Raw genomic sequence first — 22,366 nt, forward strand, 5'->3', positions numbered from 1 at the left:
GGCCGGTCGACAACGGGCGTGCGAGGGGGCCGGGCGCGGGCGGCCCCGGCCCCGGGGCGTCATTTGCTGATCCAGGCCTCTCCGAAGAGGGCCATGTACTCGTCGGTCGGGACGATGCCGTGCACGTTCGCGCCCCAGGCGGTGAAGGCGGCGCTGGCGCCGAGGTTCACCAGGGGGACGTCCTCGTTGAACAGGGTCTGGACCCGGTCGAGGATGCGCTTGGTCTCGGCGTCGCCGTCGGCGCGCTGGAGCTCGGCGAGGAGCGCGTCCATCTTCGGGTTCTTGTAGCCGCCCGGGTTTCCGTAGCTCTGCGAGTTCAGGACGCTCTGGAGGCGGTGGTAGGGGTCGCTCTCGGAGATGCTGGCGGCGCCCCGGCTGATGTCGAAGTCGTGTTCCACGTACGTCTTCGCCGTGCGGTCGGCGATGGAGGGGACGAGGTCGAGCGTCACCTTGAAGCCGACGCGTTCCAGCATCGCCTTGGTGACGACGGCCTTGGCCCGGGAGACGGGGTCGGTGCCGTCCATGTAGGTGAGGGCGCCGTCGTAGCCGTCCTTCTTCGCCTCGTCGAGGAGCTTCTTCGCCCCGTCGAGGTCGACGCCGAGGGGCTTCACGGAGGAGTGCAGCCGGGACTCGGGCGGGAAGATCTCCTTGCCGGGCAGTCCCTTGCCGTTGTAGGCGCGGGCGGTGTCGAGCTCGGGGTCGAGGGCCAGGGCCATCGCCCGGCGGACCCGCAGGTCGGCGCCGGGGCGGCCGGCGCGGGTGTTGATGGTGACCATGTTGCCGAGGCCGGTGAGGGTCAGTTCGCCGGGGTGCTTCTCGTGGACGGCGTCGTCCACGACGTCGGGGCTGCGCATGTACGTCACGTCGACGGTGCCGTCGTTGAGCGCGTCGAGCTTGGAGCGGTCGGACTGCGGCCAGCTGAAGCGCAGGGCGTCCAGGTAGGGCTCGCCCTTCCAGTACGTCTTGTTGGCCTTGAGGACCATCTCCTCCTGCGGGGCGTAGGAGCCCAGGGTGAAGGGGCCGGCGCCGATCGGCCTGAACGTCTTGGTGGCGTACGCGGCGGGCGCGACGATCATGCCGGGCGCCTGGGCGAGCATGGCGGGGAAGGTCGCCCAGGGGGTGCGCAGGGTGAAGACGACGGTGCGGTCGTCGGTGGCCCGGGTCGAGGCGAGGTTGGGGGCGAGCAGGGCGGTGTCGGCGCCCTTGTTCTTCTGGTACCAGGCGATGCTGGCGACGACGGCGTCGGCGTCCAGCGGGGTGCCGTCGGAGAAGTTCACGCCGTCGCGGAGCCTCAGCGTCCAGGTCTTGAGGTCGGCGCTGCTCTCCAGTGATTTCGCCAGCCAGGGCTCGTACTTCTTCGCGGCGGTGTCGTACCGCATGAGGACGTCGTAGACGGCGGCGAGGGCGGAGCCGCCGGAGGCTCCGGTGGCGTAGGTGACGGCGGGGCTGAGGCTGCGGGCCTCGGCGTAGTCGGCGAAGCGGAGGGTTCCGCCGCGGACCGGTTCGCCGGCGTCGGGCTGCTTGCCGAGGGCGCCGAAGGTGTAGCGGCCGCGTTCCGCCTTGGTCTGCTGGGCCGGCTTTCCGTCGTCGTTGGAGGCGCAGGCGGCGCTGAGCATCGCCGAGGCGGCCAGGACGGCGACGAGGCGGGCTCTTGTCCGTGGTGCTCGCTTCATATCGTTCCTCCAGGGTGTCCGGAGCCCGGTGTCGGGACGAGCCGGTGCGCTGAGGCGGGGAAGGACAGTGCGGGAAGGGCGTCGCGGGGGCGGGCGGCCCCTGCGGTGGGCGGGACGCTACGGCGGCGTCTCCCGGCCGACGTGACGCATCCCACTCAGCGGGAACCGGCCGTCCGGGGCCGGACGGGGCTCACGCGCGCGTGTGACCGGGCCGTTCCCTCCCGGTCCCGGCCGTGGCACGGTGTCCCAGTGACCGGAATCGTCCGGGGATCGAGGGGCGTGCACTGCCGACACTGACGTCGACCGCGATCACAGTGGAGTTCACGACGCCCAGGAGTCCCGATGTCCAGCGAAACGGATCACCGCACCGCCGCCCTTGCCCGGGTGGCCGGGCTCACCGGCCCCGGCGGCCGGTTCGAGCTCTCCGAGGAGGAGGTGCTGGGCAGCCGGCTGCCGGTGTTCCGGCACCGGCAACGGGCCCTGCACGAGGTGCTGCACGCCTCCGTCGCCCATGCGGACCGTGACTTCATCGTCACGGCCGACCGCCGGATCGGTTTCGCCCGGCACGCCGCCGAGGTCGCCTCGCTGGCCGAGGTGCTGCGCGAGGAGTACGGCATCGGCGTGGGCGACCGGGTGGCCATCGCCGCCGCCAACTCGCCCGAATGGATCCAGACCTTCTGGGCCACCGTCTCGATCGGTGCCGTCGCCGTCGGCTTCAACGCCTGGTGGTCGGCGCGCGAGATGGCCCACGGCGTCGAGAACGCCGACCCGGCGCTGGTGGTGGCCGATGCCCGGCAGACCGCCAAACTGGCCGATTGCCCGGTGCCGGTGCTGTCCATGGAGGACGACGTCCGGCGCTTCCTCACCGCCCGCCCCCACGCGCCGCTGCCCTCGGCCGAGGTCGCCGAGGACGATCCGGCCGTCATCCTGTACACCTCGGGCACCTCGGGCCGCCCCAAGGGCGCCGTGCACACGCACCGCAATCTGCTGGCCGTGACCGAGTACCACCGGCTGAACGACGCCCTGCTCCGGGAGTTCGGGGATCCGACGCCCCCGGAGGACCGCGTCTATCTGCTGACGCTCCCCCTGTTCCACATCGCCAGCCTGCACAATCTGGTGGTGCCCCGGCTCGCCACGGGCAGCCGCATCGCCCTGCACACGGGCGCCTTCGACGTCGACAAGGTGCTCGGCATGGTCGAGAAGGAGCGGGTCACCAACTGGGGCGCGGTGCCCACGATGGCGCACCGCATGCTCGAACACGGTGGTGTCCACCGGTACGACACGTCGTCGCTGACGGCGTTCGCGCTGGCCTCCGCCCCCTCGTCGACGGCGTTCAAGGAGCGGCTGCGGCAGAATCTGCCGTTCGCGAAGGACTCGCTGGTGGACAGTTACGGACTGACGGAGACCTGTACGGCGGTGGCGGCGGCGAACCCGCAGGAGCTGGCGGCGGCCCCCGGCACCCTGGGCCGGCCCGTCACCGGGGTCCGTCTGGAGATCCGGGACCCCGCCGGGCAGGTGCTGGGCGAGGGCGAGGAGGGCGAGGTCTGGGTCCGCAGCCAGTACAACATGCTGGGCTACTGGCGCGACCCGGAGGCCACCGCCGCCACGGTCGGACCGGACCGCTGGCTGCGCACCGGTGATCTGGGCGAGCTGCGCGAGGGCCGGCTGTTCCTGAGCACCCGCCGCTCCGACCTGATCATCCGGGGCGGCGAGAACATCTACCCGGCCGAGGTCGAGACGGTGCTCGCCGAGCACCCGGACGTCCGCGAGTGCCTGGTGCTGGGGGTGCCCCACCCCGACCTCGGCCAGGAGGTGGCCGCCGTCGTGGTCCTCGCCCCGGGCTCCACCGCCACCGCCGAGGAGCTCCGGGCCCACGCCCAGGAGGCGCTGGCCTACTTCAAGGTGCCCAAGCAGTGGCGGCTGACCACCGAGGAGCTGCCGCGCAACGCGACGGGCAAGGTGATCCGGAACAGGGTGCGGGTCTGAGGACCGCCCCGGCCACGACGACGGGTGCCCCGGCCGTGATCCACGGCCGGGGCACCCGTGTGCGCGGGGCCGGGGTCAGAAGGCGCCGGGTCCGCGCAGGGTGGCCTCGGCGCCCCCGTCCACGTACAGCACCTGTCCGGTGATGTGGGTGTTGTCGGGCGAGGCGAGGAAGAGCACGGCGCGGGCGATGTCCTCGGGCCGGGAGTAGCCGTTCAGCGGCATGGGCACCGCCGCGTCCATGACCGCGCGCATCGCGGGGTCGTCGAAGAGCCCGGCGCTCATCGGGGTGAGGACGATGCCGGGCGCGACCACGTTGAGCGCGATTCCGGCACCCGCCCACTCCTCGGTGACGGCGGTGGTGCGTGCCCAGTGGGCGAGGGCCGCCTTGGACGAGGGGTAGAGGCGGCGCCCGCGCTCCTCGGCCAGCGCCCGGTCGGCGTGGTCCAGCGCGGCGGCCTCGTCGCCGGCCAGACAGGCGGCGACCACGTCCGGATCGGTGGCCTGGGTGCCCGAGATGGAGCCGATCGCGACCGCGCGGGGCTGTTCGGCGGCGGCCAGCGCGGGCCGCAGCGCGGTCAGGAACGCGGTGGTGCCGAAGTAGTTGACGGAGACCGTCGCCCGCCCGGGTACGGAGGTCCCGGCGCAGGTGACGACCGCGTCGACGACCCCGTCCGCCGCGTCGCCCGCGGCGGCGGCCGCGTCGGCGCGGCCCTCTGGGGTGGCGAGGTCGGCGTCGATGTCGCCGCCCTTCAGGTCCACCCCGACGACCCGGTCGCCCCGGGCGCGCAGCAGGGCGGTGAGCGCGGCTCCGATCCCGGATCCGGAACCGGTGACGACGACGGTGCGGGGCATGGGCACTCCTCGGGGCGGTCGGGGCCGGGCCGCCCGGACGGGCGGGGGCGCTGCGGACGCTAGGCGGTCCGGCGGTCGCCCTGAACCCTCCTGTCCCGCTGACCGGACGGGAGGGGTCAGGCAGGGCGGCCCAGGAGCAGGCGGCAGGCCAGGCGGATGCCGTCCAGGGCCTCGCGGTGCGAGGCGCGCTCGTAGAGGACGGTGGTGAGCAGTCCGTACCAGGCCTGTTCCAGGATGCGGGCCACGCTGCGGTCGCGTTCGGTGGGCTGGGCGACGCCCGCGGTGCGCAGCACCAGGTCCGCGAGGATCTCGTCGGTGGTCCGGGAGCGGCGGTCGGTGCCGGTGGTGGAGACGTTGCCGGACTGCATCATCGCCAGGGCCAGCAGGGGCTGTTCGAAGAGCCGGCGGCTCGCCCCGGTGAGCAGGTCGCCGACGGCCTCGGCGGCCGCGGTGCCGGGCGGGGGCGGCGGGGTCTCGGCCTCCATGCGCAGGACCTGGTCGTGCATGACGGCCGCGAACAGGTGCGGTTTGGAGGGGAAGTAGCGGTACAGGGTGGCGATGGCGACCCCGGACTCGCGGGCCACGTCGTGCATCTGCATGCGTTCCAGGCCGTGTTCGGCGCCGAGGCGGGCGGCGACGCGCAGGATGCGGGCGTGGCGCTGGTGCTGTCTGACCGAGGTGGGGCGTGCGGGGGTCCGCTCGCCGTTGGTTCGGGGCACGGTGCTCCGTCCTTCCGCCGGCGGCCGATGGTCTCCCGCCCGGGACGGGCCCGGGGCGGCGGTTCCGTTGAGTGGGACGCGCGGCCTCCCGCCCACCGGGACGGCTCCTGCGGGTGCCGGGCGGGCGCGTCTTGGATGGGCGGACACTCCCCGTCCCCGCCCGAAAGAGGTTGTCCATGCGGCTCGGCATCAACAGTCCGGTCGTCACGGCCGTCCCCGGAGTCCATTCGCCCTGGGAGCGCACGGCCGGTATCGAGGAGCTGGGGGCGGTGGCCGAGGCGGCCGACCGGCTCGGCTTCGATCACCTGACCTGCTCGGAGCATGTCGCGGTGCCGGTGGAGGTGGCCGAGCAGCGCGGCGGCACCTACTGGGACCCGCTCGCCACCCTCGGCCATCTGGCCGCCCGGACCCGGCGCATCCGGCTGGCCACGCAGGTCCTGGTGCTGGGCTACCACCATCCGCTGGAGATCGCGAAGCGCTACGGGACGCTGGACCGGGTCTCCGGCGGCCGGCTGGTGCTGGGGCTCGGGGTCGGCAGCCTGGAGGAGGAGTTCCGGCTGCTGGGGGCGGCCTTCGAGGGCCGGGGCTCGCTCGCGGACGACGCGATCGCCGCCCTTCGGGCGTCCCTGTCCCGGCGCGAACCGGCCTACCGGGGCGAGCACTTCGCCTACGAGGGCTTCGTGGTCGAGCCGCACGCGGTGCAGGACCGGGTGCCGTTCTGGATCGGTGGCCGCACCCCGCGCTCGCTGCGCCGGGCGCTGGCCCACGGCGACGGCTGGGTGCCCTTCGGGCTGCCGCTGGAGCGGCTGCGCGAGATGCTGGACGCGGCCCCGCTGCCCGAGGGCTTCGAGGTGGTGCTGAGCGCGGGCCGGCCGCTCGATCCGTCCGGGGACCCGGAGGGCACGGCGGACCGGCTGCGCGGGGTGACGGAGGCCGGGGCGACGCTGGTCGGGGTCTCGCTGGGCGCGGAGTCGGCGGGCCATTACGTGGAGCAGCTGGAGGCCCTGGCCAAGATCGCGGGCCTCGGTGCGGACGGGGAGGCGCGGGCATGAGCGGGGACCGGCTGGCCGCGCTGGAGGCCCGGCTCGCGGCGCTGGAGGACGAGCGCGAGATCGCCCGCATGATGGCGTCGTACGGACCGCTGGTGGACGGTGGCGACGCGGTGGGGGTCGCGGCGCTGTGGGCGCCGGACGGGGTCTACGACATCGACGAGCTGTTCCTCGCCGGGCGGGAGCGGATCGAGGGCATGGTGCGCTCCCCCGCCCACCGGGGCTGGATCGCCGGGGGCTGCGCGCATGTCGTGGGTCCGCCGCACATCACGGTGGACGGCGACGAGGCCGTGGCCGTCTGCCATTCGCTCATGGTGGTGCGGGAGGAGGGGCGTTACGCGGTGCGGCGGGCGACCGCCAATCACTGGCGGCTGCGGCGCACCGGGGAGGGCTGGCGGGTCGTCACCCGCACCAACCGGATCCTGGACGGGCGCCCGGACTCCCCCGAGCTGCTGGTACGCGGGGTGCGCGGCGAGCCCGCGGACTCCTGAACGCCCGCGCGGCGGCGCCGGAACGGCCCGCGGGGTCCGTTCCGGCGCTGCCGCGCGTCCGGGTCAGCGCGCCCCGTACACCGGCTGCGGGGTCTCGGCGCGGGCGAGCAGTCCGGTGGCGGCCTCGCCCGCCTCGGCCGGGCTCCAGCGGGCGCCCTTGTCGGCGGTGGGGCCGGGCCGCCAGCCCTCCATCACGGTGATGCGTCCGGCCTCGGCCTCGAAGACCCGGCCGCTGACGCCCTCGCAGGCGGCCGAGCCGAGCCAGACGACGAGCGGGGAGACGTTCTCCGGGGCCATCGCGTCGAAGGCCCCGTCGCCGGGCGCCGCCATCGTCTCGGCGAAGGTCTCCTCGGTCATCCGGGTGCGGGCGGCCGGGGCGATGGCGTTGACCTGGACCCCGTAACGGCCCATCTCGGCGGCGGCCACCAGGGTCAGGGCGACGATCCCGGCCTTGGCGGCGGAGTAGCTTCCCTGGCCGACGCTGCCCAGGAGCCCGGCGCCCGAGCCGGTGTTGACGACCCTCGCCCGTGGGGTGCGTCCCGCCTTGGCCTCGGCGCGCCAGTGGGCGGCGGCGTGCTTGAGCGGCAGGAAGTGGCCGCGCAGATGGACCCGGGTGACGGCGTCCCAGTCGTCCTCGTCCAGGTTGACGAGCATCCGGTCCCGGAGGAATCCGGCGTTGTTGACGAGGGTGTCGAGCCGGCCGAAGGAGTCGAGGGCGGTGGCGACGAGGGAGGCGGCGCCCTCGGCGGTCGCGATGTCCCCGTGGTGGGCGACGGCCTCGCCGCCGGCCGCGCGGATCTCCTCCACGACCTGCTGGGCGGGGTTGGTGCCCGAGCCGGAGCCGTCGAGGCCGACGCCGAGGTCGTTGACGACGACCCTGGCCCCCTCGGCGGCGAAGGCCAGGGCGTGGGCGCGGCCGAGTCCTCGGCCGGCGCCGGTGACGACGGCGACGCGTCCCGTGCACAGGGCGGTCGGTGCGGTCATGACGGATGTCCTTCCGTTCGACGGGCGGGGAGCGGGTGCCGGACCACTCAGTGGTACGACGCCCTCCCACGGCGTCCGTATCGCTGCTACCTTGAACCAAACAAACGTTAGGTGGAAAGGTAGCTGATCTGCTCATGGGTGTCTCCACCTCGGTCCCGGAAGAGGGCGTCGCCGTCGTCACCGTGGACTTCCCTCCGGTCAACGCCCTTCCCGTCCGGGGCTGGTACGACCTCGCCGCCGCCGTGCGCGCCGCCGGGGCCGACCCGGACATCCGCTGCGTGGTCCTCGCGGCCGAGGGCCGGGGCTTCAACGCGGGCGTCGACATCAAGGAGATGCAGCGCGCGGCGGGCCCCGAGGCCCTGATCGGCGCCAACCGGGGCTGCTTCGAGGCGTTCGCCGCGGTCTACGAGTGCGAGGTCCCGGTCGTCGCCGCCGTACAGGGCTTCTGTCTGGGCGGCGGCATCGGGCTGGCCGGCAACGCGGACGCGATCGTGGCGAGCGAGGACGCGACCTTCGGCCTGCCCGAGCTGGACCGGGGCGCGCTCGGCGCCGCCACGCATCTGGCGCGGCTGGTCCCCCAGCATCTGATGCGCACCCTCTACTACACCTCGCGCACCGTCACCGCCGTCGAACTGCACCGGCACGGCTCGGTGTGGGACGTCGTCCCCCGGGAGAAGCTCGCCGCGGCCGCGCTGGAGCTGGCCCGCGAGATCGCCGCGAAGGACGGCTCCCTGATCCGGATGGCCAAGGCGGCCATCAACGGCATCGACCCGGTCGACGTGCGCCGCAGCTACCGCTTCGAGCAGGGCTTCACCTTCGAGGCCAATCTCAGCGGTGTCGCCGCCCGTGTGCGCGACACCTTCGGCACGGACAAGGAGCAGCAGGCGTGACACAGGACAAGACGATGACGCCCGAGGACGTCGTCGCCCGGCTGGAGAGCGGCATGACGCTCGGCATCGGCGGCTGGGGTTCGCGGCGCAAGCCGATGGCCCTGGTCCGGGCGCTGCTGCGCTCGGACGTGACGGATCTGACGGTGGTCTCCTACGGCGGCCCGGACGTGGGCCTGCTGGCGGCGGCCGGGAAGATCCGCAAGCTGGTGGCGGCGTTCGGCACGCTCGACTCGATACCGCTGGAGCCGCACTTCACCGCGGCCCGGCAGCGCGGCGCCTTCGAGATGGCCGAGCTGGACGAGGCGATGATGATGTGGGGGCTGACGGCGGGCGCGCAGCGGCTGCCGTTCATGCCGGTGCGCGCCGGACTGGGCTCGGACCTGATGACGGTCAACCCGGCGCTGCGCACGGTCACCTCGCCGTACGAGGACGGGGAGAAGCTGGTGGCCGCCCCGGCCCTGCGGCTGGACGCGGCGCTGGTCCACGTCAACCGCGCGGACCGGCAGGGCAACGGCCAGTACCTGGGCCCCGATCCGTACTTCGACGACCTGTTCTGCGAGGCGGCCGACCACGCCTACGTCTCCTGCGAGCGGATCGTCGAGACGGCGGACCTGCTCAAGGAGCACGGTCCGCAGACGCTGCTCGTGAAGCGGCCGTTCGTGGACGGTGTCGTCGAGACGCCGAACGGCGCGCACTTCACCTCGTGCGTCCCCGACCACGACCGGGACGAGTCCTTCCAGCGCGCCTATGTGCGGGCCGCCCGCGACCCCGAGGCGTGGCCCGCCTTCGTCGAACGGTTCCTGTCCGGGGACGAGGCCGCCTACCAGGCCGCCGTCACCGCGTTCCACCAGGAGGAAGCATGAGCGCCACCGACACCACCGCCACCCGGGCCGTGAGCCGCGCCGAGTACTGCGTGGTGGCCTGCGCCGAGGCCTGGCGGGGCGCGGGCGAGATCCTCGCCAGCCCGATGGGCACCGTGCCGGCCATCGGCGCGCGGCTGGCCCGGCTCACCTTCTCGCCGGATCTGCTGCTGACCGACGGGGAGGCCCTGCTGATGGCCGACACCCCGGCCGTGGGGGCGCGGCCCGGCACCGTCGAGGGGTGGCTGCCCTTCCGGCAGCATCTGACGCTGACCGCCACGGGCCGCCGCCACGTGATGATGGGCGCCAGCCAGATCGACCGGCACGGCAACCAGAACATCTCCTGCATCGGCGACTGGGCCCGGCCCGCGCGCCAGCTCCTCGGGGTGCGCGGGGCCCCGGTCAACACCCTGAACAACGCCACCAGTTACTGGGTGCCCAAGCATTCCTCCCGGGTCTTCGTGGAGCACGTCGACATGGTGAGCGGCGTCGGTCACGCGCGCGCGGCCGAGGCCGGTCCGTCCGCCACCCGCTTCCACCGGATCCCCGAAGTCGTCAGCAATCTCGGGGTGTTCGACTTCGAGACGCCCGACCGCACGATGCGGCTGCGCTCGCTCCACCCCGGGGTGAGCGTCGAGCAGGTCACCGAGGCCACCGGCTTCGCCCTCACCGTCCCCGACGAGGTGCCGTTCACCCGGGACCCCACGGAGGCGGAGCTGCGGCTGATCCGCGAGGTCATCGACCCCGCGGGGCTGCGCGAGCGCGAGGTCCCGGCGTGACCGGGACGGCCCCGATGCCGACCGCGCTCACCCGCCTCGTCGGGGTGCGGTACCCGATCGTGCAGACGGGGATGGGCTGGGTGGCCGGTCCCCGGCTGGTGTCGGCCTCCGCGAACGCGGGCGCGCTCGGCATCCTGGCCTCCGCGACGATGACGGTCGAGCAGCTGCGCGCGGCGGTCCGCGAGGTGAAGTCCCGTACGGACGCGCCGTTCGGTGTGAATCTGCGGGCGGACGCCGGGGACGCGGGCGAGCGCGTGCGGATCATCGTCGAGGAGGGCGTGCGGGTGGCGTCCTTCGCCCTCGCCCCCTCGAAGGACCTGATCGCGCGCCTCAAGGACGCCGGCGTCGTCGTCATCCCCTCGGTGGGGGCGCGCCGGCACGCGGAGAAGGTCGCCGCGTGGGGCGCGGACGCGGTGATGGTGCAGGGCGGCGAGGGCGGCGGTCACACCGGCGAGGTCGCCACGACGGTGCTGCTCCCCCAGGTGGTCGACGCGGTCGGGATCCCGGTGATCGCGGCGGGCGGCTTCCGCGACGGCCGCGGCCTGGTCGCCGCGCTGGCCTTCGGCGCGGCCGGGATCGGCATGGGGACGCGCTTCCTGCTGACCTCCGACAGCACCGTCCCGGACGCGGTGAAGGCCAAGTACCTGGCGGCCACCGTCAAGGACGTCACGGTCACCGACCGGGTGGACGGGCTGCCGCACCGGATGCTCCGCACCGCGATGGTCGACTCCCTGGAGCGTGCGGGCCGGGTCTCCTCGCTGCTCGGGGCGGTGCGGCACGCCTCGGCGTTCCGGAAGGAGTCCGGGGCGAGCTGGCCGCAGCTGGTCCGGGACGGTCTGGCGATGAAGCACGGCAAGGAACTGACCTGGAGCCAGGTGCTGCTGGCGGCCAACACCCCGATGCTGCTCAAGGCCTCGCTGGTCGAGGGCCGCACCGACATCGGGGTGATGGCCTCGGGCCAGGTGGCCGGGCTGATCGAGGACCTGCCCTCGTGCGCGGAGCTGGTGGAGCGCGTCATGGCCGAGGCGCGGGCGGTCCTGAAGGACCTGCCCGGGGCGGACTGACCTCCCGGACACGGCGCGGGGGCGGCCCGGATCCCTCCGGACCGCCCCCGCGCGCGGAACGTCAGAGCCGCTCCGTCAGCAGGGCGTGGACCGTCGCGACGAACGGGTCCGTCCGGTGGACCCGCCGGGCGCACATCGCCGCCACGGCGGTCCCGGTGTCCGGGCGGAAGCCGAGGAACATCTGCTGTCCGAGCGTGGCCCCCGCGTGGAAGCAGACCGGTCCGCGCGGTGACGGATGGCGGAACCAGGTGAGCGTATGGGTGTGGGCGTGCCCCAGCCCGCGGCGCAGCAGCGGGCGCCGTACGTCCGCGAAGGCGGCGGCCAGCGCGGGCGTGGGCGCGGCGGCCTCCGGGAGGTGGGCCTCCAGGAAGGCGAGCAGGTCCGGGGGCGCCGCCCGGACCGCTCCGGCCGCCGGGAAACCCCCGGTGTCCAGCGCGGGCAGCGGTGTGCCGTCGCGCCGGTGCCCCACCGCGTCGCCGGGCGGCGGTCCCGGCCGCAGCCGGGTGCCGTGCAGCCCGAGCGGGTCCAGCACTTCCCTCTGGAGCAGCGTCTCCCAGGGGGTGCCGGTGGCGGCGGCCAGGGTGTGGCCGAGTACGGAGACGGCGAAGTTCGAGTAGTGCCAGCGGGTGCCGGGGCGGTGGCGCGGACGGGCGCGCAGGAAAGCGCGGACGACGCGGTCGGCCGGGTAGCGGCTGTACGGCGCCGTCGACCACCGGGGCAGGGCCTGCGGATAGAAGTCGGCCGGCAGCCCGGGGAGACCCGAGGTGTGGGTGATCAGATGGCGCAGGGTGATCGCGCGCACCGAGGGGTGCACCGGACGCCCGGGGGCGAGCAGTTCGGCCGCCCGGTCCTCGTAGCGCACGCGTCCCGCCGCGACGAGTGCGGCCAGGAGCAGCCCGGTGAAGGGCTTGGAGGCGGAGCCCAGTTCGTAGCGGGGGGCGTCGTCCGGCCGCCCGCCCCCGTCGAGCCAGTAGGTGCGCCGGTTCCGGTCGCTGAGCGCGAGCACGAGGCCGGGCGCGTCGATGGTCCGGGCGGCCTCGGCCAGCAGGAGCGCCTTCTCGCCGTCGTCCCGGTGCGGACGGCCGCCGGTGGCCGGCCGGGCCTCCTGCCGGGCGGTCACGCCGGGGCCGGTGCGGTGAGGTCCGACAGGGAGCGGGACAGGGCCAGCGCGGAGGCGAACGCGGCGACCAGGGTCGGGTGGTAGACGAGGTCGAAGACGGACTCCTCGTCGCCCTCCGGCATGTCTCCCATCACCGGCATCGCTCCGTCCGGCTGCTGGGCCGCGGCGAATCCCGCCCAGGCCGCCGGATCGAGCGTCGGTTCCGGGAGGCAGGCGTCCACGACGAGCAGTTCGCCCAGCAGGTCCCAGCGCCCGAGGTCGAGCCAGTCGTCGAGCCAGGCCGGCAGCCAGAGGGCGAGGTAGTCCGCCACGTCGGCGGGGAGTCCGGCCGGGTCGGCGCCCCAGTCCGTCAGATGGAAGACGGTGTGGGTGATGTCGTAGCCGATGTTTCCCTCGACCGTCCAGGGCTCGGGCTGCCGGGACAGCCAGGTGCGCCGGAACGCCTCGTCGGCGGGCATGCTCGGCTCCAGGCCGAAGCGGCGCTCCATGGCGCTGAGTCCGAGCCGGCGCACCGGCACCACCTCCAGCGCGCCCCAGCTGGTCAGCCGGTGGTTCAGCCGGACGGCCGCCTCCAGGGGCGGGGCCTCGTAGCCGAGTTCCCGGAACGGTACGTAGACCTCCATCGGGACCGGGCAGAGGGGTTCCCGCCGCTGACCGTCGAGCAGGCGGCTCCCCGATCCCAGCAGTTCGTGCCAGGCGTGGTCGAGGAGCTTGCGGGCGAGCGCGGCCTGCCGGGAGCCGGCGACGCCCTCGCGGAAGATGACCTTGCTGATGAGGGCCAGTTCGCCCAGCGGCTTGAACCGGTCCAGGACCCCCACTTCGGGGGGCGGGTCGTCGTCCAGCCGGAACCCCGACCGGTGGGTGTACAGCCACTCCAGGGCCCGTGCGCCGACGTCATGGATCTGCTGGATGCCGTTGCCGTTCATGCGGCGATTCCCTTCGTACGGCTCATGCGGGGGTCCCGGCCGCGTCCGCCGTGTGCGCACCGGTCCGGGGTGCGGTGAGCCGGCCCAGGCACAGGGCGGCGGCGAAGGCCGTCACCAGGGTGGAGTGGTAGCAGGCGAGGAAGGGGTACGGATCCGGGTCCCCGTCCGCCGGATCGGCCGTGGGGCCCGTCTCCGGCACCGCGCCGCCCGGCGCCTGCGCGGCGGCGAGCGCGGGCCAGGCGGCGTCCATCAGGTCCGCGGGCGGCGGGCCCGGCAGCGCCGCGGCGACCGCGAGCAGTTCGCCCGTCAGGTCCCACTGGAGGCTCTCCAGGCAGCCGTCGGTCCAGGGCGGCAGCCAGGCGCGCAGATAGGCGTCGATGTCCGCCGGCATCCGCTCGGGGAAGCAGCACCAGTCGGTGATGTGGAAGACGGTGTGGGTCAGCGCGTAGCCGGAGGGTCCCTCGAACGTCCACGGTTCGCAGAGCCCGCCCAGCCAGGTGCGCGCGAGCACCGTGCCGGCGTCGGCGTGCGGGGCGTCGCCCACCCGCCGCTCCGAGTTGACGAGGCCCAGCTCCCGGTTGGCCTGCTGCTCGGTGTGGGCCCAGCCCCGGGTCGCGGCGAGGGTGCCGGCCAGGGCCTCGAAGCTCTCGTTGCGCAGTCCGCGCCCGGCGAAGGCGGCGTAGATCTCGTACGGGTACGTGGCGAAGGGCTCACCGCGCAGCAGGTCCAGGAGCAGGTCACCGGCGCGCACCTGGTCCCACGCGAACGCGATGAGGTCCCGGGCCGTCCGGTGCTCCGGGGTGTCCGGGGCGGTGGCGCGGCACACGGTCGAGCAGAGCTGGGCCAGTTCGCCCAGGGGTTTGAGGGTGTGGTCGACCTTGGTGTGCGGCTCCAGCACGTCCGGCGGGAGCACGAAGCCGTCGCGGTGGGTGTCGGTCCAGCCGAGTGCCCCGCGCAGCACGCCGGGCAGGACGGAGAGGGCCGCGCCCGCGGTGACGCCGGGCGCGGTGGCCGCCGGTGCCGTCACCGCGGCCGTCCCTCTGCCATGAGCCGGGCCGCCCGGACGTGCAGGGCGACGCGGGGGTCCGTGCCGCCCATGAGTTCGACGAAGTCGAGTCCGCGGTCCAGGCCCAGGCTGTCGGGCCGGCCGTCCAGCGCGGCCAGCCAGCGGCCGGTCCCCGCCGCCTGGAGCCAGTCGCGCCGGCGGACCGCGCGGACGAAGCCCCGGGACAGGTCGACGACCCGGTGGGCGGCGGCGCGGTGCACGGCCGACGAGGCGGCCGGGACGGCGAGCGGGGCGAGGACGGAGAGCTGATGGGTGAAGGACTGCCAGGGGGCGCCTTCGAGCCAGGCCGCGTCCGGCTCCTCGGCCGGGGAGACCGCGAGCGGCGGCTGTCCCGCGGCGACGGCGGCGGGTGCCGACCGGTGCAGGGCGGACATCATGCCCCAGTGGCTCCACATCGCGGCGTCGGAGGCGTCGGGCCGGGGCGGGAACTCCCGCACGGCGCGGTGGAGGAGGGCGACGTCGCCCGGATGCGGATGGCTCCCGTGGAGCACGCTGGGCAGGAGCAGATCGGCGCCGATGACGCGTACCGCGGCGATTCCCGTCCGGTCGTCCTCGTCGATTCCGGCCGCGCCGCACACCGTGGCGAGGTGGTCCCCGCTCCGAAGAGCGAGGACCACCTCTGTTGCCAGGTCATGCACGGCACCCGCGAGGGGGGACGGAGCATGTGACTGGTCCATGGCCTGCCGACTAGCCCTTCTTCGGGCGGGGGGTCGGAGGCGAGAGGAGCAGCGCGGAACCGCCGCCGAGGAGGGCGAGGTACGCGCACTCACGCGAGTCCCGGTAGAAGCCTTCGGCCTCGCCCGGGTTGAGGGCCTCGTCGAGGTCCAGCTCGATGTCGGTGGCAGTGGTTTCCGTGGTGTACATGGTGGTGCCCCGTCCTGTAGGAAATGGGGGTTGCCGTACGTTCCGAGTGGAATCCACGGAATGCGCCTCCGCAAATCGAAGGGCCCGGAGCGTGGAGTTCTCCATTCAATTGAATGATGAATTCAGAACTCCACCACAAGGCTCTGACCTGCTGGAACGCCCATTTCTCTCATCGGTCAGGGGGGTAGTGCGCGGGGCGCATTCAGGGTTTCCCGGCGCGCTCCCGGCAGGTCCTTCAGAGGCGCTCGATGATGGTGACGTTGGCCTGGCCGCCGCCCTCGCACATGGTCTGGAGGCCGTAGCGCCCGCCGGTGCGCTCCAGTTCGTGCAGGAGCGTCGTCATCAGCTTGGTGCCGGTGGCGCCGAGCGGGTGGCCGAGCGCGATGGCGCCGCCGTTGACGTTGACCCTCTCGGGGTCGGCGCCGGTCTCCTTCAGCCAGGCCAGCACCACCGGGGCGAAGGCCTCGTTGATCTCCACCAGGTCCATGTCGTCGATGGACATCCTGGCCTTCTTCAGCGCGTACGCCGTGGCCGGGATGGGCGCGGACAGCATCCGGATCGGGTCCTCGCCGCGCACCGAGAGGTGGTGGATCCGGGCCCGGGGCGTCAGCCCGTGCTCGGCCACGGCCCGTTCGGAGGCGATGAGCAGGGCGGAGGCGCCGTCGGAGACCTGGGAGGAGACGCCCGCGGTGAGCCGGCCCCCCTCCACGACGGGCTTGAGTCCGGCCATCTTCTCCAGGGAGGTGTCGCGGCGCGGACCCTCGTCCACGGTGACGTCCCCGTAGGCGACGGTCTCCCGGGCGAAACGGCCCTCGTCGATGGCGCGCAGGGCCCGCCGGTGCGAGCGCAGGGCGAAGTGCTCCATGTCCTCGCGGCTGATCCCCCACTGCTCGGCGATCAGTTCGGCGCCGTGGAACTGGTTGACGGGGGCGTCGCCGTAGCGGGCCCGCCAGCCCTCGGAACCGGCGTACGGACCCTCGGTGAGGCCGAGGGGTTCGGCGGCCTGCCGGCTGGCGAAGGCGATGGGGATCATCGACATGTTCTGGGTGCCGCCGGCGACGACCAGGTCCTGGGTGCCGGACATGACGCCCTGGGCGGCGAAGTGCACGGCCTGCTGGGAGGAGCCGCACTGACGGTCGACGGTGGTGCCGGGCACCTCCTCGGGCAGGCCCGCGGCGAGCCACGCGGTGCGGGCGATGTCGCCGGCCTGCGGGCCGACGGTGTCCAGGCAGCCGAAGACCACGTCGTCCACGGCGGCCGGGTCGATGCCGGAGCGCTCGACCAGCGCCTTGATGACATGGGCCCCGAGGTCGGCGGGGTGGACGGCGGACAGACCGCCCTTGCGGCGGCCGACCGGGGTGCGGACGGCTTCGACGATGTAGGCCTCGGCCATGACTGCTGCTCCTTGGATGAGGGGTGGTGAGGGTGGGGTCAGATGCGTGTGGTGATGCCGGAGAGGACCATCGACAGGTACTGCCGGGCGATCTCCTCCGGGCTGTGGGTGCCGCCGGGGCGGTACCAGGAGGCGGCGACCCAGACGGTGTCGCGCACGAAGCGGTGGACGAGCCGGACGTCGAGGTCGGCACGGAAGGCGTGCTCGGCCACGCCGCGCTCCAGGGTGCGCAGCCAGGCGTTCTCGAACTTCTGCCGGGAGTCGGCGAGATGGGCGAAGCGCGGCTGTGCGGCCAGGTGCCGGAACTCCTTCTGGTAGATCGCGACCGCGGGTCCGTGCCGGTCGATCTGGCGGAAGGACTGGGTGACGAGTCCGGCGATGGTCTCCCTCGGTCCGAGCCGGGCGGCGAGCACGGTGGCGTAGCCGGTCCACAGCTCGTCCAGGAAGGCCGTGAGGATCTCGTCGAGCATCGACTCCTTCGAGTCGAAGTGGTAGTAGAGGCTGCCCGCGAGCAGGCCGGCCTCGTCCGCGATGCGGCGGACGGTCGTGGCGTTGTACCCCTGGGCGGCGAACACCCCGGCGGCGGTGGCGAGGAGTTCGGCGCGTCGCTCGGCGTTGGGGGTCGGGGTGATCGCCGTCACGCCCTCTGGCTGCTGACGGAGACGGTCTCCCCCGTCATGTACGAGGAGTAGCCGCTGGCCAGGAAGACGATGACGTTGGCGATCTCCCAGGGTTCGGCGTAGCGGCCGAAGGCCTCGCGTTCGGTGAGTTCGGCGAGGAGTTCGGGGGTGGTGACCTTCACCAGGTGGGGGTGCATGGCCAGGCTCGGGGCGACGGCGTTGACGCGGACACCGAAGTCGGCGGCCTCCAGGGCGGCGCAGCGGGTCAGGGCCATGACGCCCGCCTTGGCGGCGGCGTAGTGCGCCTGGCCGCGCTGGGCGCGCCAGCCGATGACGGAGGCGTTGTTGACGACGACGCCTCCGGCGGCGCGGTCCTTGAAGTGGCGCAGGGCGGTGCGGGTGCAGCGGAAGGTGCCGTTCAGGGTGACGTCGAGGACCTTCGTCCACTCCTCGTCGGTCATGTCGACGAGGTCGGCGGTGCCGCCGAGTCCGGCGTTGTTGACGACGACGTCGAGGCCGCCGTGGCGTTCGACGGTGAGGGCGAACAGGGCGTCGACCTGGTCCTGGTCGGTGACGTCGCAGGCCAGCGCGGCGACGCGGTCGGCGCCGAACTCCTCGGCGAGGGCGTCGGCGCTCTGCGTGAGGCGGCGCTCGTGGGCGTCGGAGATGACGATCCGGGCGCCCTCCTCCAGGAACCTGCGGGCGGTGGCCCCGCCGATTCCGGCGCCCGCGGCGGCGGTGATCACCGCGGTGCGTCCGTCCAGGAGGGAGTGGCCCGGCACATAGGGCGGCTGGGTGGTCACGGGCGGGTCTCCTTGGGCAGGCCGAGGACGCGCTCGGCGATGATGTTGCGCTGGATCTCGTTGGATCCGGCGTAGATGGTGTCGGAGCGGGAGAAGAGGAACAGCCGCTGCCAGTCGTCCAGTTCGTACGGGGCGGCCGGGGCGGTCATGCCGCCGGCGCCGAGGACCGCCATGGCCAGTTCGCCGAGTTCGCGGTGCCAGGTGGCCCAGAAGATCTTGCCGATGGACGCCTCGGGCCCGGGGGCTCCGGCCGCGACGCCGTCGAGCATGCGCAGGGCGTTGCAGCGGATGGTCTCCAGGCCGGTCCAGGCGCGGGCCAGGCGGTCGCGGATCAGCGGATCGCCGGCGGCGCCGTTGCGGCGGGCCAGGCCGATCAGGGTCTCCAGCTCGCGCCGGAAGCCGACCTGCTGGCCCAGCGTGGAGACACCGCGCTCGAAGCCGAGGGTGGCCATGGCGACCCTCCAGCCGTCGCCCGGCGCCCCGACGACGTGGTCCGCGGGGGTGCGGGCCCGGTCGAAGAAGACCTCGTTGAACTCGGAGGTGCCGGTGAGCTGCTGGATCGGCCGGACCTCGACCCCGTCCTGGTCGAGCGGGACCAGCAGGTAGGAGAGCCCGGCGTGGCGGACCGATCCGGGTTCGGTCCGGGCGACGACGAAGCACCACTGGGACTCGTGGGCCAGTGAGGTCCAGATCTTCTGTCCGGTGACGACCCAGTCCTCACCGTCCCGTTCGGCCCGGGTCCGCACATTGGCGAGGTCGGAACCGGCGTCGGGCTCGCTGTAGCCCTGGCACCACAGCTCCTCCGCGGCGACGATCGGCGGCAGGAACCTGGCCCGCTGCTCGGGGGTGCCGAAGGCCACCAGGGTGGGTCCGAGGAGCTGTTCGCCGATGTGGTTGACGCGGGCGGGCGCGTCGGCCAGGGCGTACTCCTCGTGGAAGGCGACCTGCTGCTCGATGGTCGCGCCCCGGCCGCCGTACTCCTCGGGCCAGCCCACACAGGTCCAGCCCTCGGCCGCCATGTGCCGTTCCCAGGCGAGCCGTTCGGCGAAGGCCTCGTGCTCGCGGCCGGGTCCGCCGCGGCCCCGCAGGCCCGCGAAGGCACCGGTGAGGTGGGCGGCCAGCCAGCCGCGGATCTCGGTGCGGAACTCCTCGACGCTGCTCATGGGGGTACGTTAATCTACCAAACACTTGTTAGGGAAGGAGGGGCCGATGTCCGCTGCCCCCGACGAACCGGTGCGCTACGAGAAGCGCGGCCCGGTCGCGATCGTGACCATGAACCGGCCCGCGTACCGCAACGCGCAGAACTCCGCGATGACCTACGCCCTGGACCGGGCGTTCTACCGCGCGGCCGACGACGGCGAGGTGAAGGCCGTCGTCCTGGCCGGTGCCGGCGAGCACTTCTCCGCCGGCCACGACATCGGTACCCCCGAACGCGACGCGCATCTGCCGTTCGAACGCCGGGCGGGCCTGTGGTGGGACCACTCCGACAAGGAGGGCGCGGAGAGCCGCTTCGCCCGGGAGTCCGAGGTCTACCTCGGCATGTGCCGCCGCTGGCGCGAACTGCCGAAACCGCTGATCGCGTCCGTACAGGGCGCCTGTGTGGCCGGCGGGCTGATGCTCGCCTGGGTCTGCGATCTGATCGTCGCCTCCGAGGACGCCTTCTTCGCCGACCCGGTGGTCCGCATGGGCATCCCCGGCGTCGAGTACTTCGCCCACCCCTGGGTGATGCCCCCGCGCATCGCCAAGGAGTTCCTGTTCACCGGGGACCGGATGAGCGCCCGGCGGGCGTACGAGGTGGGCATGGTCAACCGGGTGGTGCCCCGGGCCGAACTGGCCGGGCACACCGAGGAACTGGCCCTGCGCATCGCCGAGATGCCGCGTCTGGGTCTCGCCCTCACCAAGCGCGCCGTCAACCAGGCCGAGGACCTCCAGGGCCTGCACACCGGCATGGACTCGGTGTTCGGCCTGCACCACCTGGCCCACGCGCACAACGCCGAGACCGCGCCCGACGCGCTCGGCGGCATGGACATCCGGGCGATGAAGAAGGCGAGCGGCTGATGGACCTGGCATTCGACGCGGCCGACGAGGCGTTCCGCTCCGAGGTGCGGACCTGGCTGGCCGCGCACGTACCGGCCGCCCCCCTGCCGTCCCTGGAGACCGCCGAGGGCTTCGCCGCCCACCGGGAATGGGAGGGCGTGCTGGCCGGTGACCGCTGGTCGGCGGTCTCCTGGCCCGAGGAGTTCGGCGGGCGCGGCAGCTCCCTGCTGCACTGGATGATCTTCGAGGAGGAGTACTACGCCGCCGGCGCGCCCGGCCGGGTCGGCCAGAACGGCATCAACCTGCTGGCCCCCACCCTCTTCGAGCACGGCAGCGCCGAACAGCGCGCCCGGGTGCTGCCCCCGATGGCGCGCGGCGAGGTCGTCTGGGCCCAGGCCTGGTCCGAGCCGGAGTCCGGGTCCGATCTGGCCTCGCTGAGGTCGCGCGCGGTGCGGACGGAGGGCGGCTGGCTGCTGAGCGGCCAGAAGACCTGGTCGTCCCGGGCCGCCTTCGCCGACCGGGCCTTCGGGCTCTTCCGCAGCGACCCGGACGCGGACAAGCCGCACCGGGGGCTGACGTATCTGATGTTCCCGCTGGACGCCGAGGGGGTGACGGTCCGGCCGATCGGCCGGCTGGACGGCAAACCGGCCTTCGCCGAACTCTTCCTCGACGAGGTGTTCGTCCCCGACGAGGACGTCATCGGCGAGCCCGGCCAGGGCTGGCGGGTGGCCATGAGCACCACCGGCAACGAACGCGGGCTGACCCTGCGCAGTCCCGGCAGGTTCACCGCCGCGGCCGACCGGCTCACCGCTCTGTGGCACGCGCACGGCGACCCCGCGGACACGGCGCTGCGCGACCGGGTCGCCGACGCGGTGATCGGGGCCCGCGCCTACCGGCTGTTCTCCTACGCGGGCGTCTCCCAGGTCCTGCACGGCGAGGGCGGGCCCGCCGGGGCCGCGTCCAGCCTCAACAAGATCTACTGGTCCGAGCTGGACATCGCGCTGCACGAGACGGCGCTCGATCTGCTCGGCCCGTACGGCGAACTCGCCGACCACGCCGCCGAATCGCCCGCCGGCGGCGGCTGGGCGGAGGGCTACACCTTCTCCCTGGCCGGGCCCGTCTACGCCGGCACCAACGAGATCCAGCGCGACATCATCGCCGAGCGGCTGCTCGGCCTGCCGAAGGGACGCCGGTGATGCGCTTCTTCCCCGACGCCGAGCAGCGGGAGTTCGCCCGCTCCCTCGACGCCCTGCTGACCTCCGCCGGCACCCCGGCCGTGATCCGGTCCTGGGCCGCCGGAGACCACGCACCGGGCCGGGACCTCTGGGCCCGGCTGGCCGGGGCGGGGGTGTTCGCCCTGGCCGTGCCCGAGAAGTACGACGGATTCGGCCTCCTCCCCGTCGAACTGGCCCTCGCCTTCGAGGTGCTGGGCCGGCACGCCGTCCCCGGTCCGCTGGTCGAGACGGTGGCCGCCGCCGCCCTGCTGGACCGGCTCGGCGACGACGGCGAGGCCGCCGCACGGCTGCCCGGCATCGCGGCCGGCACCGCGCTCGTCTCGCTGCGCCCGGCCGCGCCCGGCCCCTACGCCCTGGACGCCGACGCGGCGGACACCGTCCTCGTGGTGGAGGGCGACACCCTGCTCCTGGCCGAGGGGGCCGGGCCCGTACAGCCCTCGGCCGATCCGGCGCGGCGGCTCGCACGGCCCACGGGCGGCACGGTCCTGGCCACCGGGCCCTCGGTGACGGCCGCCGCCGCGCACGCGGCCGACGTCGCCGCGCTCGCCACGGCCGCCCAGTGCCTGGGACTCGGCCGGACCCTGCTGGCCCGCACGGTCGCCTACGTCACCGGGCGCACCCAGTTCGGCGTGGCGATCGGCTCGTTCCAGGCGGTCAAGCACCGGCTCGCGGACACGCTGCTGGCGCTGGAGTTCGCCGAACCGCTGGTGCGGGGCGCCGCGCTGGCGCTCGCCGCCGGGGGGCCGGACGCCGGACGGGACATCGCCGCCGCCAAGGTCACGGCCGGCGAGGCCGCCTACGGGGCGGCCCGCGCCGCGCTCCAGCTGCACGGCGCCGTCGGCTACACCGAGGAACTCGATCTGTCGCTGTGGATCCGCAAGGCCCGGCCGCTGCGGGACGCCTGGGGCACCCCGGCCGCGTGCCGGGCCCGCGTCCTGGCCCTCTGACCGCCCGC

23 protein-coding genes are annotated in these 22,366 nt (G+C 73.8%); 10 read left to right on the plus strand and 13 right to left on the minus strand.

Features of this window, described 5'->3' with window-relative positions; all coding sequences use genetic code 11:
* Positions 1-59: 59 nt before the first annotated feature.
* The gene (locus ACZ4FH_RS28035) at positions 60-1,673 is read right to left on the minus strand and encodes an ABC transporter substrate-binding protein (protein ID WP_467308312.1); all 1,614 of its coding nucleotides are present in this window, start codon (positions 1,671-1,673) and stop codon (positions 60-62) included.
* 342 nt (positions 1,674-2,015) lie between these two features.
* On the opposite strand from ACZ4FH_RS28035, the gene casG reads away from it, so the two are divergent.
* A complete protein-coding gene (casG, locus tag ACZ4FH_RS28040) occupies positions 2,016-3,659 on the plus strand; it encodes a steroid-24-oyl-CoA synthetase (protein ID WP_467308313.1) in 1,644 nt (547 codons plus the stop codon).
* A 75-nt stretch (positions 3,660-3,734) separates the two neighbouring features.
* Here casG and ACZ4FH_RS28045 read toward each other — a convergent pair whose 3' ends face one another.
* Both ACZ4FH_RS28045 and ACZ4FH_RS28050 read right to left on the minus strand, forming a co-directional pair.
* Complete coding sequence (locus ACZ4FH_RS28045) at positions 3,735-4,511, minus strand: SDR family oxidoreductase (RefSeq protein ID WP_467308315.1); 777 nt, start codon at positions 4,509-4,511, stop codon at positions 3,735-3,737.
* A 116-nt stretch (positions 4,512-4,627) separates the two neighbouring features.
* Positions 4,628-5,230 (minus strand): TetR/AcrR family transcriptional regulator, encoded by a 603-nt coding sequence (locus ACZ4FH_RS28050; protein ID WP_467308317.1) that lies wholly within the window; start codon positions 5,228-5,230, stop codon positions 4,628-4,630.
* 176 nt (positions 5,231-5,406) lie between these two features.
* On the opposite strand from ACZ4FH_RS28050, the gene ACZ4FH_RS28055 reads away from it, so the two are divergent.
* Positions 5,407-6,282 carry an LLM class F420-dependent oxidoreductase gene (locus tag ACZ4FH_RS28055; protein WP_467308319.1) on the plus strand — a complete coding sequence of 292 codons (876 nt, stop codon included), beginning with the start codon at positions 5,407-5,409 and terminating at the stop codon, positions 6,280-6,282.
* Positions 6,279-6,770, plus strand: coding sequence for a nuclear transport factor 2 family protein (locus tag ACZ4FH_RS28060; RefSeq protein ID WP_467308320.1), 492 nt, complete (start codon positions 6,279-6,281; stop codon positions 6,768-6,770). Before ACZ4FH_RS28055 ends, ACZ4FH_RS28060 begins: the two co-directional genes overlap by 4 nt.
* A gap of 63 nt (positions 6,771-6,833) precedes the next feature.
* Here the strand turns inward: ACZ4FH_RS28060 and ACZ4FH_RS28065 are convergent, their stop codons facing one another.
* Entirely contained in the window at positions 6,834-7,754 is a 921-nt protein-coding gene (locus tag ACZ4FH_RS28065; protein WP_467308321.1) for an SDR family oxidoreductase, read from the minus strand.
* A gap of 134 nt (positions 7,755-7,888) precedes the next feature.
* On the opposite strand from ACZ4FH_RS28065, the gene ACZ4FH_RS28070 reads away from it, so the two are divergent.
* Genes ACZ4FH_RS28070 through ACZ4FH_RS28085 form a run of 4 tightly spaced genes read left to right on the plus strand, consistent with a single transcriptional unit; the run spans position 7,889 to position 11,347 of the window.
* A complete protein-coding gene (locus ACZ4FH_RS28070) occupies positions 7,889-8,644 on the plus strand; it encodes an enoyl-CoA hydratase family protein (RefSeq protein WP_383637726.1) in 756 nt (251 codons plus the stop codon).
* Between the two features lie 14 nt (positions 8,645-8,658).
* On the plus strand, positions 8,659-9,507 hold the full coding sequence (locus ACZ4FH_RS28075; RefSeq protein WP_383638034.1) for a CoA transferase subunit A: 849 nt from the start codon (positions 8,659-8,661) through the stop codon (positions 9,505-9,507).
* A complete protein-coding gene (locus tag ACZ4FH_RS28080) occupies positions 9,504-10,283 on the plus strand; it encodes a CoA-transferase subunit beta (RefSeq protein ID WP_467308324.1) in 780 nt (259 codons plus the stop codon). Before ACZ4FH_RS28075 ends, ACZ4FH_RS28080 begins: the two co-directional genes overlap by 4 nt.
* Positions 10,284-10,297: 14 nt before the next feature.
* Complete coding sequence (locus ACZ4FH_RS28085; protein ID WP_467308461.1) at positions 10,298-11,347, plus strand: NAD(P)H-dependent flavin oxidoreductase; 1,050 nt, start codon at positions 10,298-10,300, stop codon at positions 11,345-11,347.
* A 61-nt stretch (positions 11,348-11,408) separates the two neighbouring features.
* Here the strand turns inward: ACZ4FH_RS28085 and ACZ4FH_RS28090 are convergent, their stop codons facing one another.
* The 9 genes from ACZ4FH_RS28090 to ACZ4FH_RS28130 form a co-directional block, all read right to left on the minus strand.
* Complete coding sequence (locus ACZ4FH_RS28090) at positions 11,409-12,395, minus strand: serine hydrolase domain-containing protein (RefSeq protein WP_467308463.1); 987 nt, start codon at positions 12,393-12,395, stop codon at positions 11,409-11,411.
* 68 nt (positions 12,396-12,463) lie between these two features.
* Entirely contained in the window at positions 12,464-13,393 is a 930-nt protein-coding gene (locus ACZ4FH_RS28095) for a DUF6895 family protein (RefSeq protein WP_467308325.1), read from the minus strand.
* 22 nt (positions 13,394-13,415) lie between these two features.
* Positions 13,416-14,420, minus strand: a complete 1,005-nt coding sequence (locus tag ACZ4FH_RS28100; protein ID WP_467308326.1) for a DUF6895 family protein — start codon at positions 14,418-14,420, stop codon at positions 13,416-13,418.
* Complete coding sequence (locus ACZ4FH_RS28105; protein WP_467308327.1) at positions 14,417-15,136, minus strand: hypothetical protein; 720 nt, start codon at positions 15,134-15,136, stop codon at positions 14,417-14,419. The genes ACZ4FH_RS28100 and ACZ4FH_RS28105 overlap by 4 nt, the downstream gene beginning before the upstream one ends.
* A 10-nt stretch (positions 15,137-15,146) precedes the next feature.
* Positions 15,147-15,323 (minus strand): hypothetical protein, encoded by a 177-nt coding sequence (locus ACZ4FH_RS28110; RefSeq protein ID WP_219569054.1) that lies wholly within the window; start codon positions 15,321-15,323, stop codon positions 15,147-15,149.
* A 235-nt stretch (positions 15,324-15,558) separates the two neighbouring features.
* Complete coding sequence (locus ACZ4FH_RS28115) at positions 15,559-16,716, minus strand: acetyl-CoA C-acetyltransferase (RefSeq protein WP_467308328.1); 1,158 nt, start codon at positions 16,714-16,716, stop codon at positions 15,559-15,561.
* Positions 16,717-16,754: 38 nt separating this feature from the next.
* On the minus strand, positions 16,755-17,348 hold the full coding sequence (locus ACZ4FH_RS28120) for a TetR/AcrR family transcriptional regulator (RefSeq protein ID WP_467308464.1): 594 nt from the start codon (positions 17,346-17,348) through the stop codon (positions 16,755-16,757).
* A 5-nt stretch (positions 17,349-17,353) separates the two neighbouring features.
* Complete coding sequence (locus tag ACZ4FH_RS28125) at positions 17,354-18,139, minus strand: SDR family oxidoreductase (protein ID WP_467308330.1); 786 nt, start codon at positions 18,137-18,139, stop codon at positions 17,354-17,356.
* Positions 18,136-19,302: an acyl-CoA dehydrogenase family protein gene (locus ACZ4FH_RS28130; RefSeq protein ID WP_467308331.1), complete on the minus strand. Its 1,167-nt coding sequence runs from the start codon at positions 19,300-19,302 to the stop codon at positions 18,136-18,138. The genes ACZ4FH_RS28125 and ACZ4FH_RS28130 overlap by 4 nt, the downstream gene beginning before the upstream one ends.
* Before the next feature lie 46 nt (positions 19,303-19,348).
* On the opposite strand from ACZ4FH_RS28130, the gene ACZ4FH_RS28135 reads away from it, so the two are divergent.
* The 3 genes from ACZ4FH_RS28135 to ACZ4FH_RS28145 are packed head-to-tail and all read left to right on the plus strand — an operon-like array spanning position 19,349 to position 22,358.
* Complete coding sequence (locus tag ACZ4FH_RS28135) at positions 19,349-20,197, plus strand: enoyl-CoA hydratase (RefSeq protein ID WP_383637755.1); 849 nt, start codon at positions 19,349-19,351, stop codon at positions 20,195-20,197.
* Positions 20,197-21,372 carry an acyl-CoA dehydrogenase family protein gene (locus tag ACZ4FH_RS28140; RefSeq protein WP_467308333.1) on the plus strand — a complete coding sequence of 392 codons (1,176 nt, stop codon included), beginning with the start codon at positions 20,197-20,199 and terminating at the stop codon, positions 21,370-21,372. Before ACZ4FH_RS28135 ends, ACZ4FH_RS28140 begins: the two co-directional genes overlap by 1 nt.
* The gene (locus ACZ4FH_RS28145) at positions 21,372-22,358 is read left to right on the plus strand and encodes an acyl-CoA dehydrogenase family protein (protein ID WP_467308334.1); all 987 of its coding nucleotides are present in this window, start codon (positions 21,372-21,374) and stop codon (positions 22,356-22,358) included. Before ACZ4FH_RS28140 ends, ACZ4FH_RS28145 begins: the two co-directional genes overlap by 1 nt.
* Positions 22,359-22,366 lie beyond the last annotated feature (8 nt).

It is taken from the genome of Streptomyces sp. NPDC024555 (genome assembly GCF_055559335.1).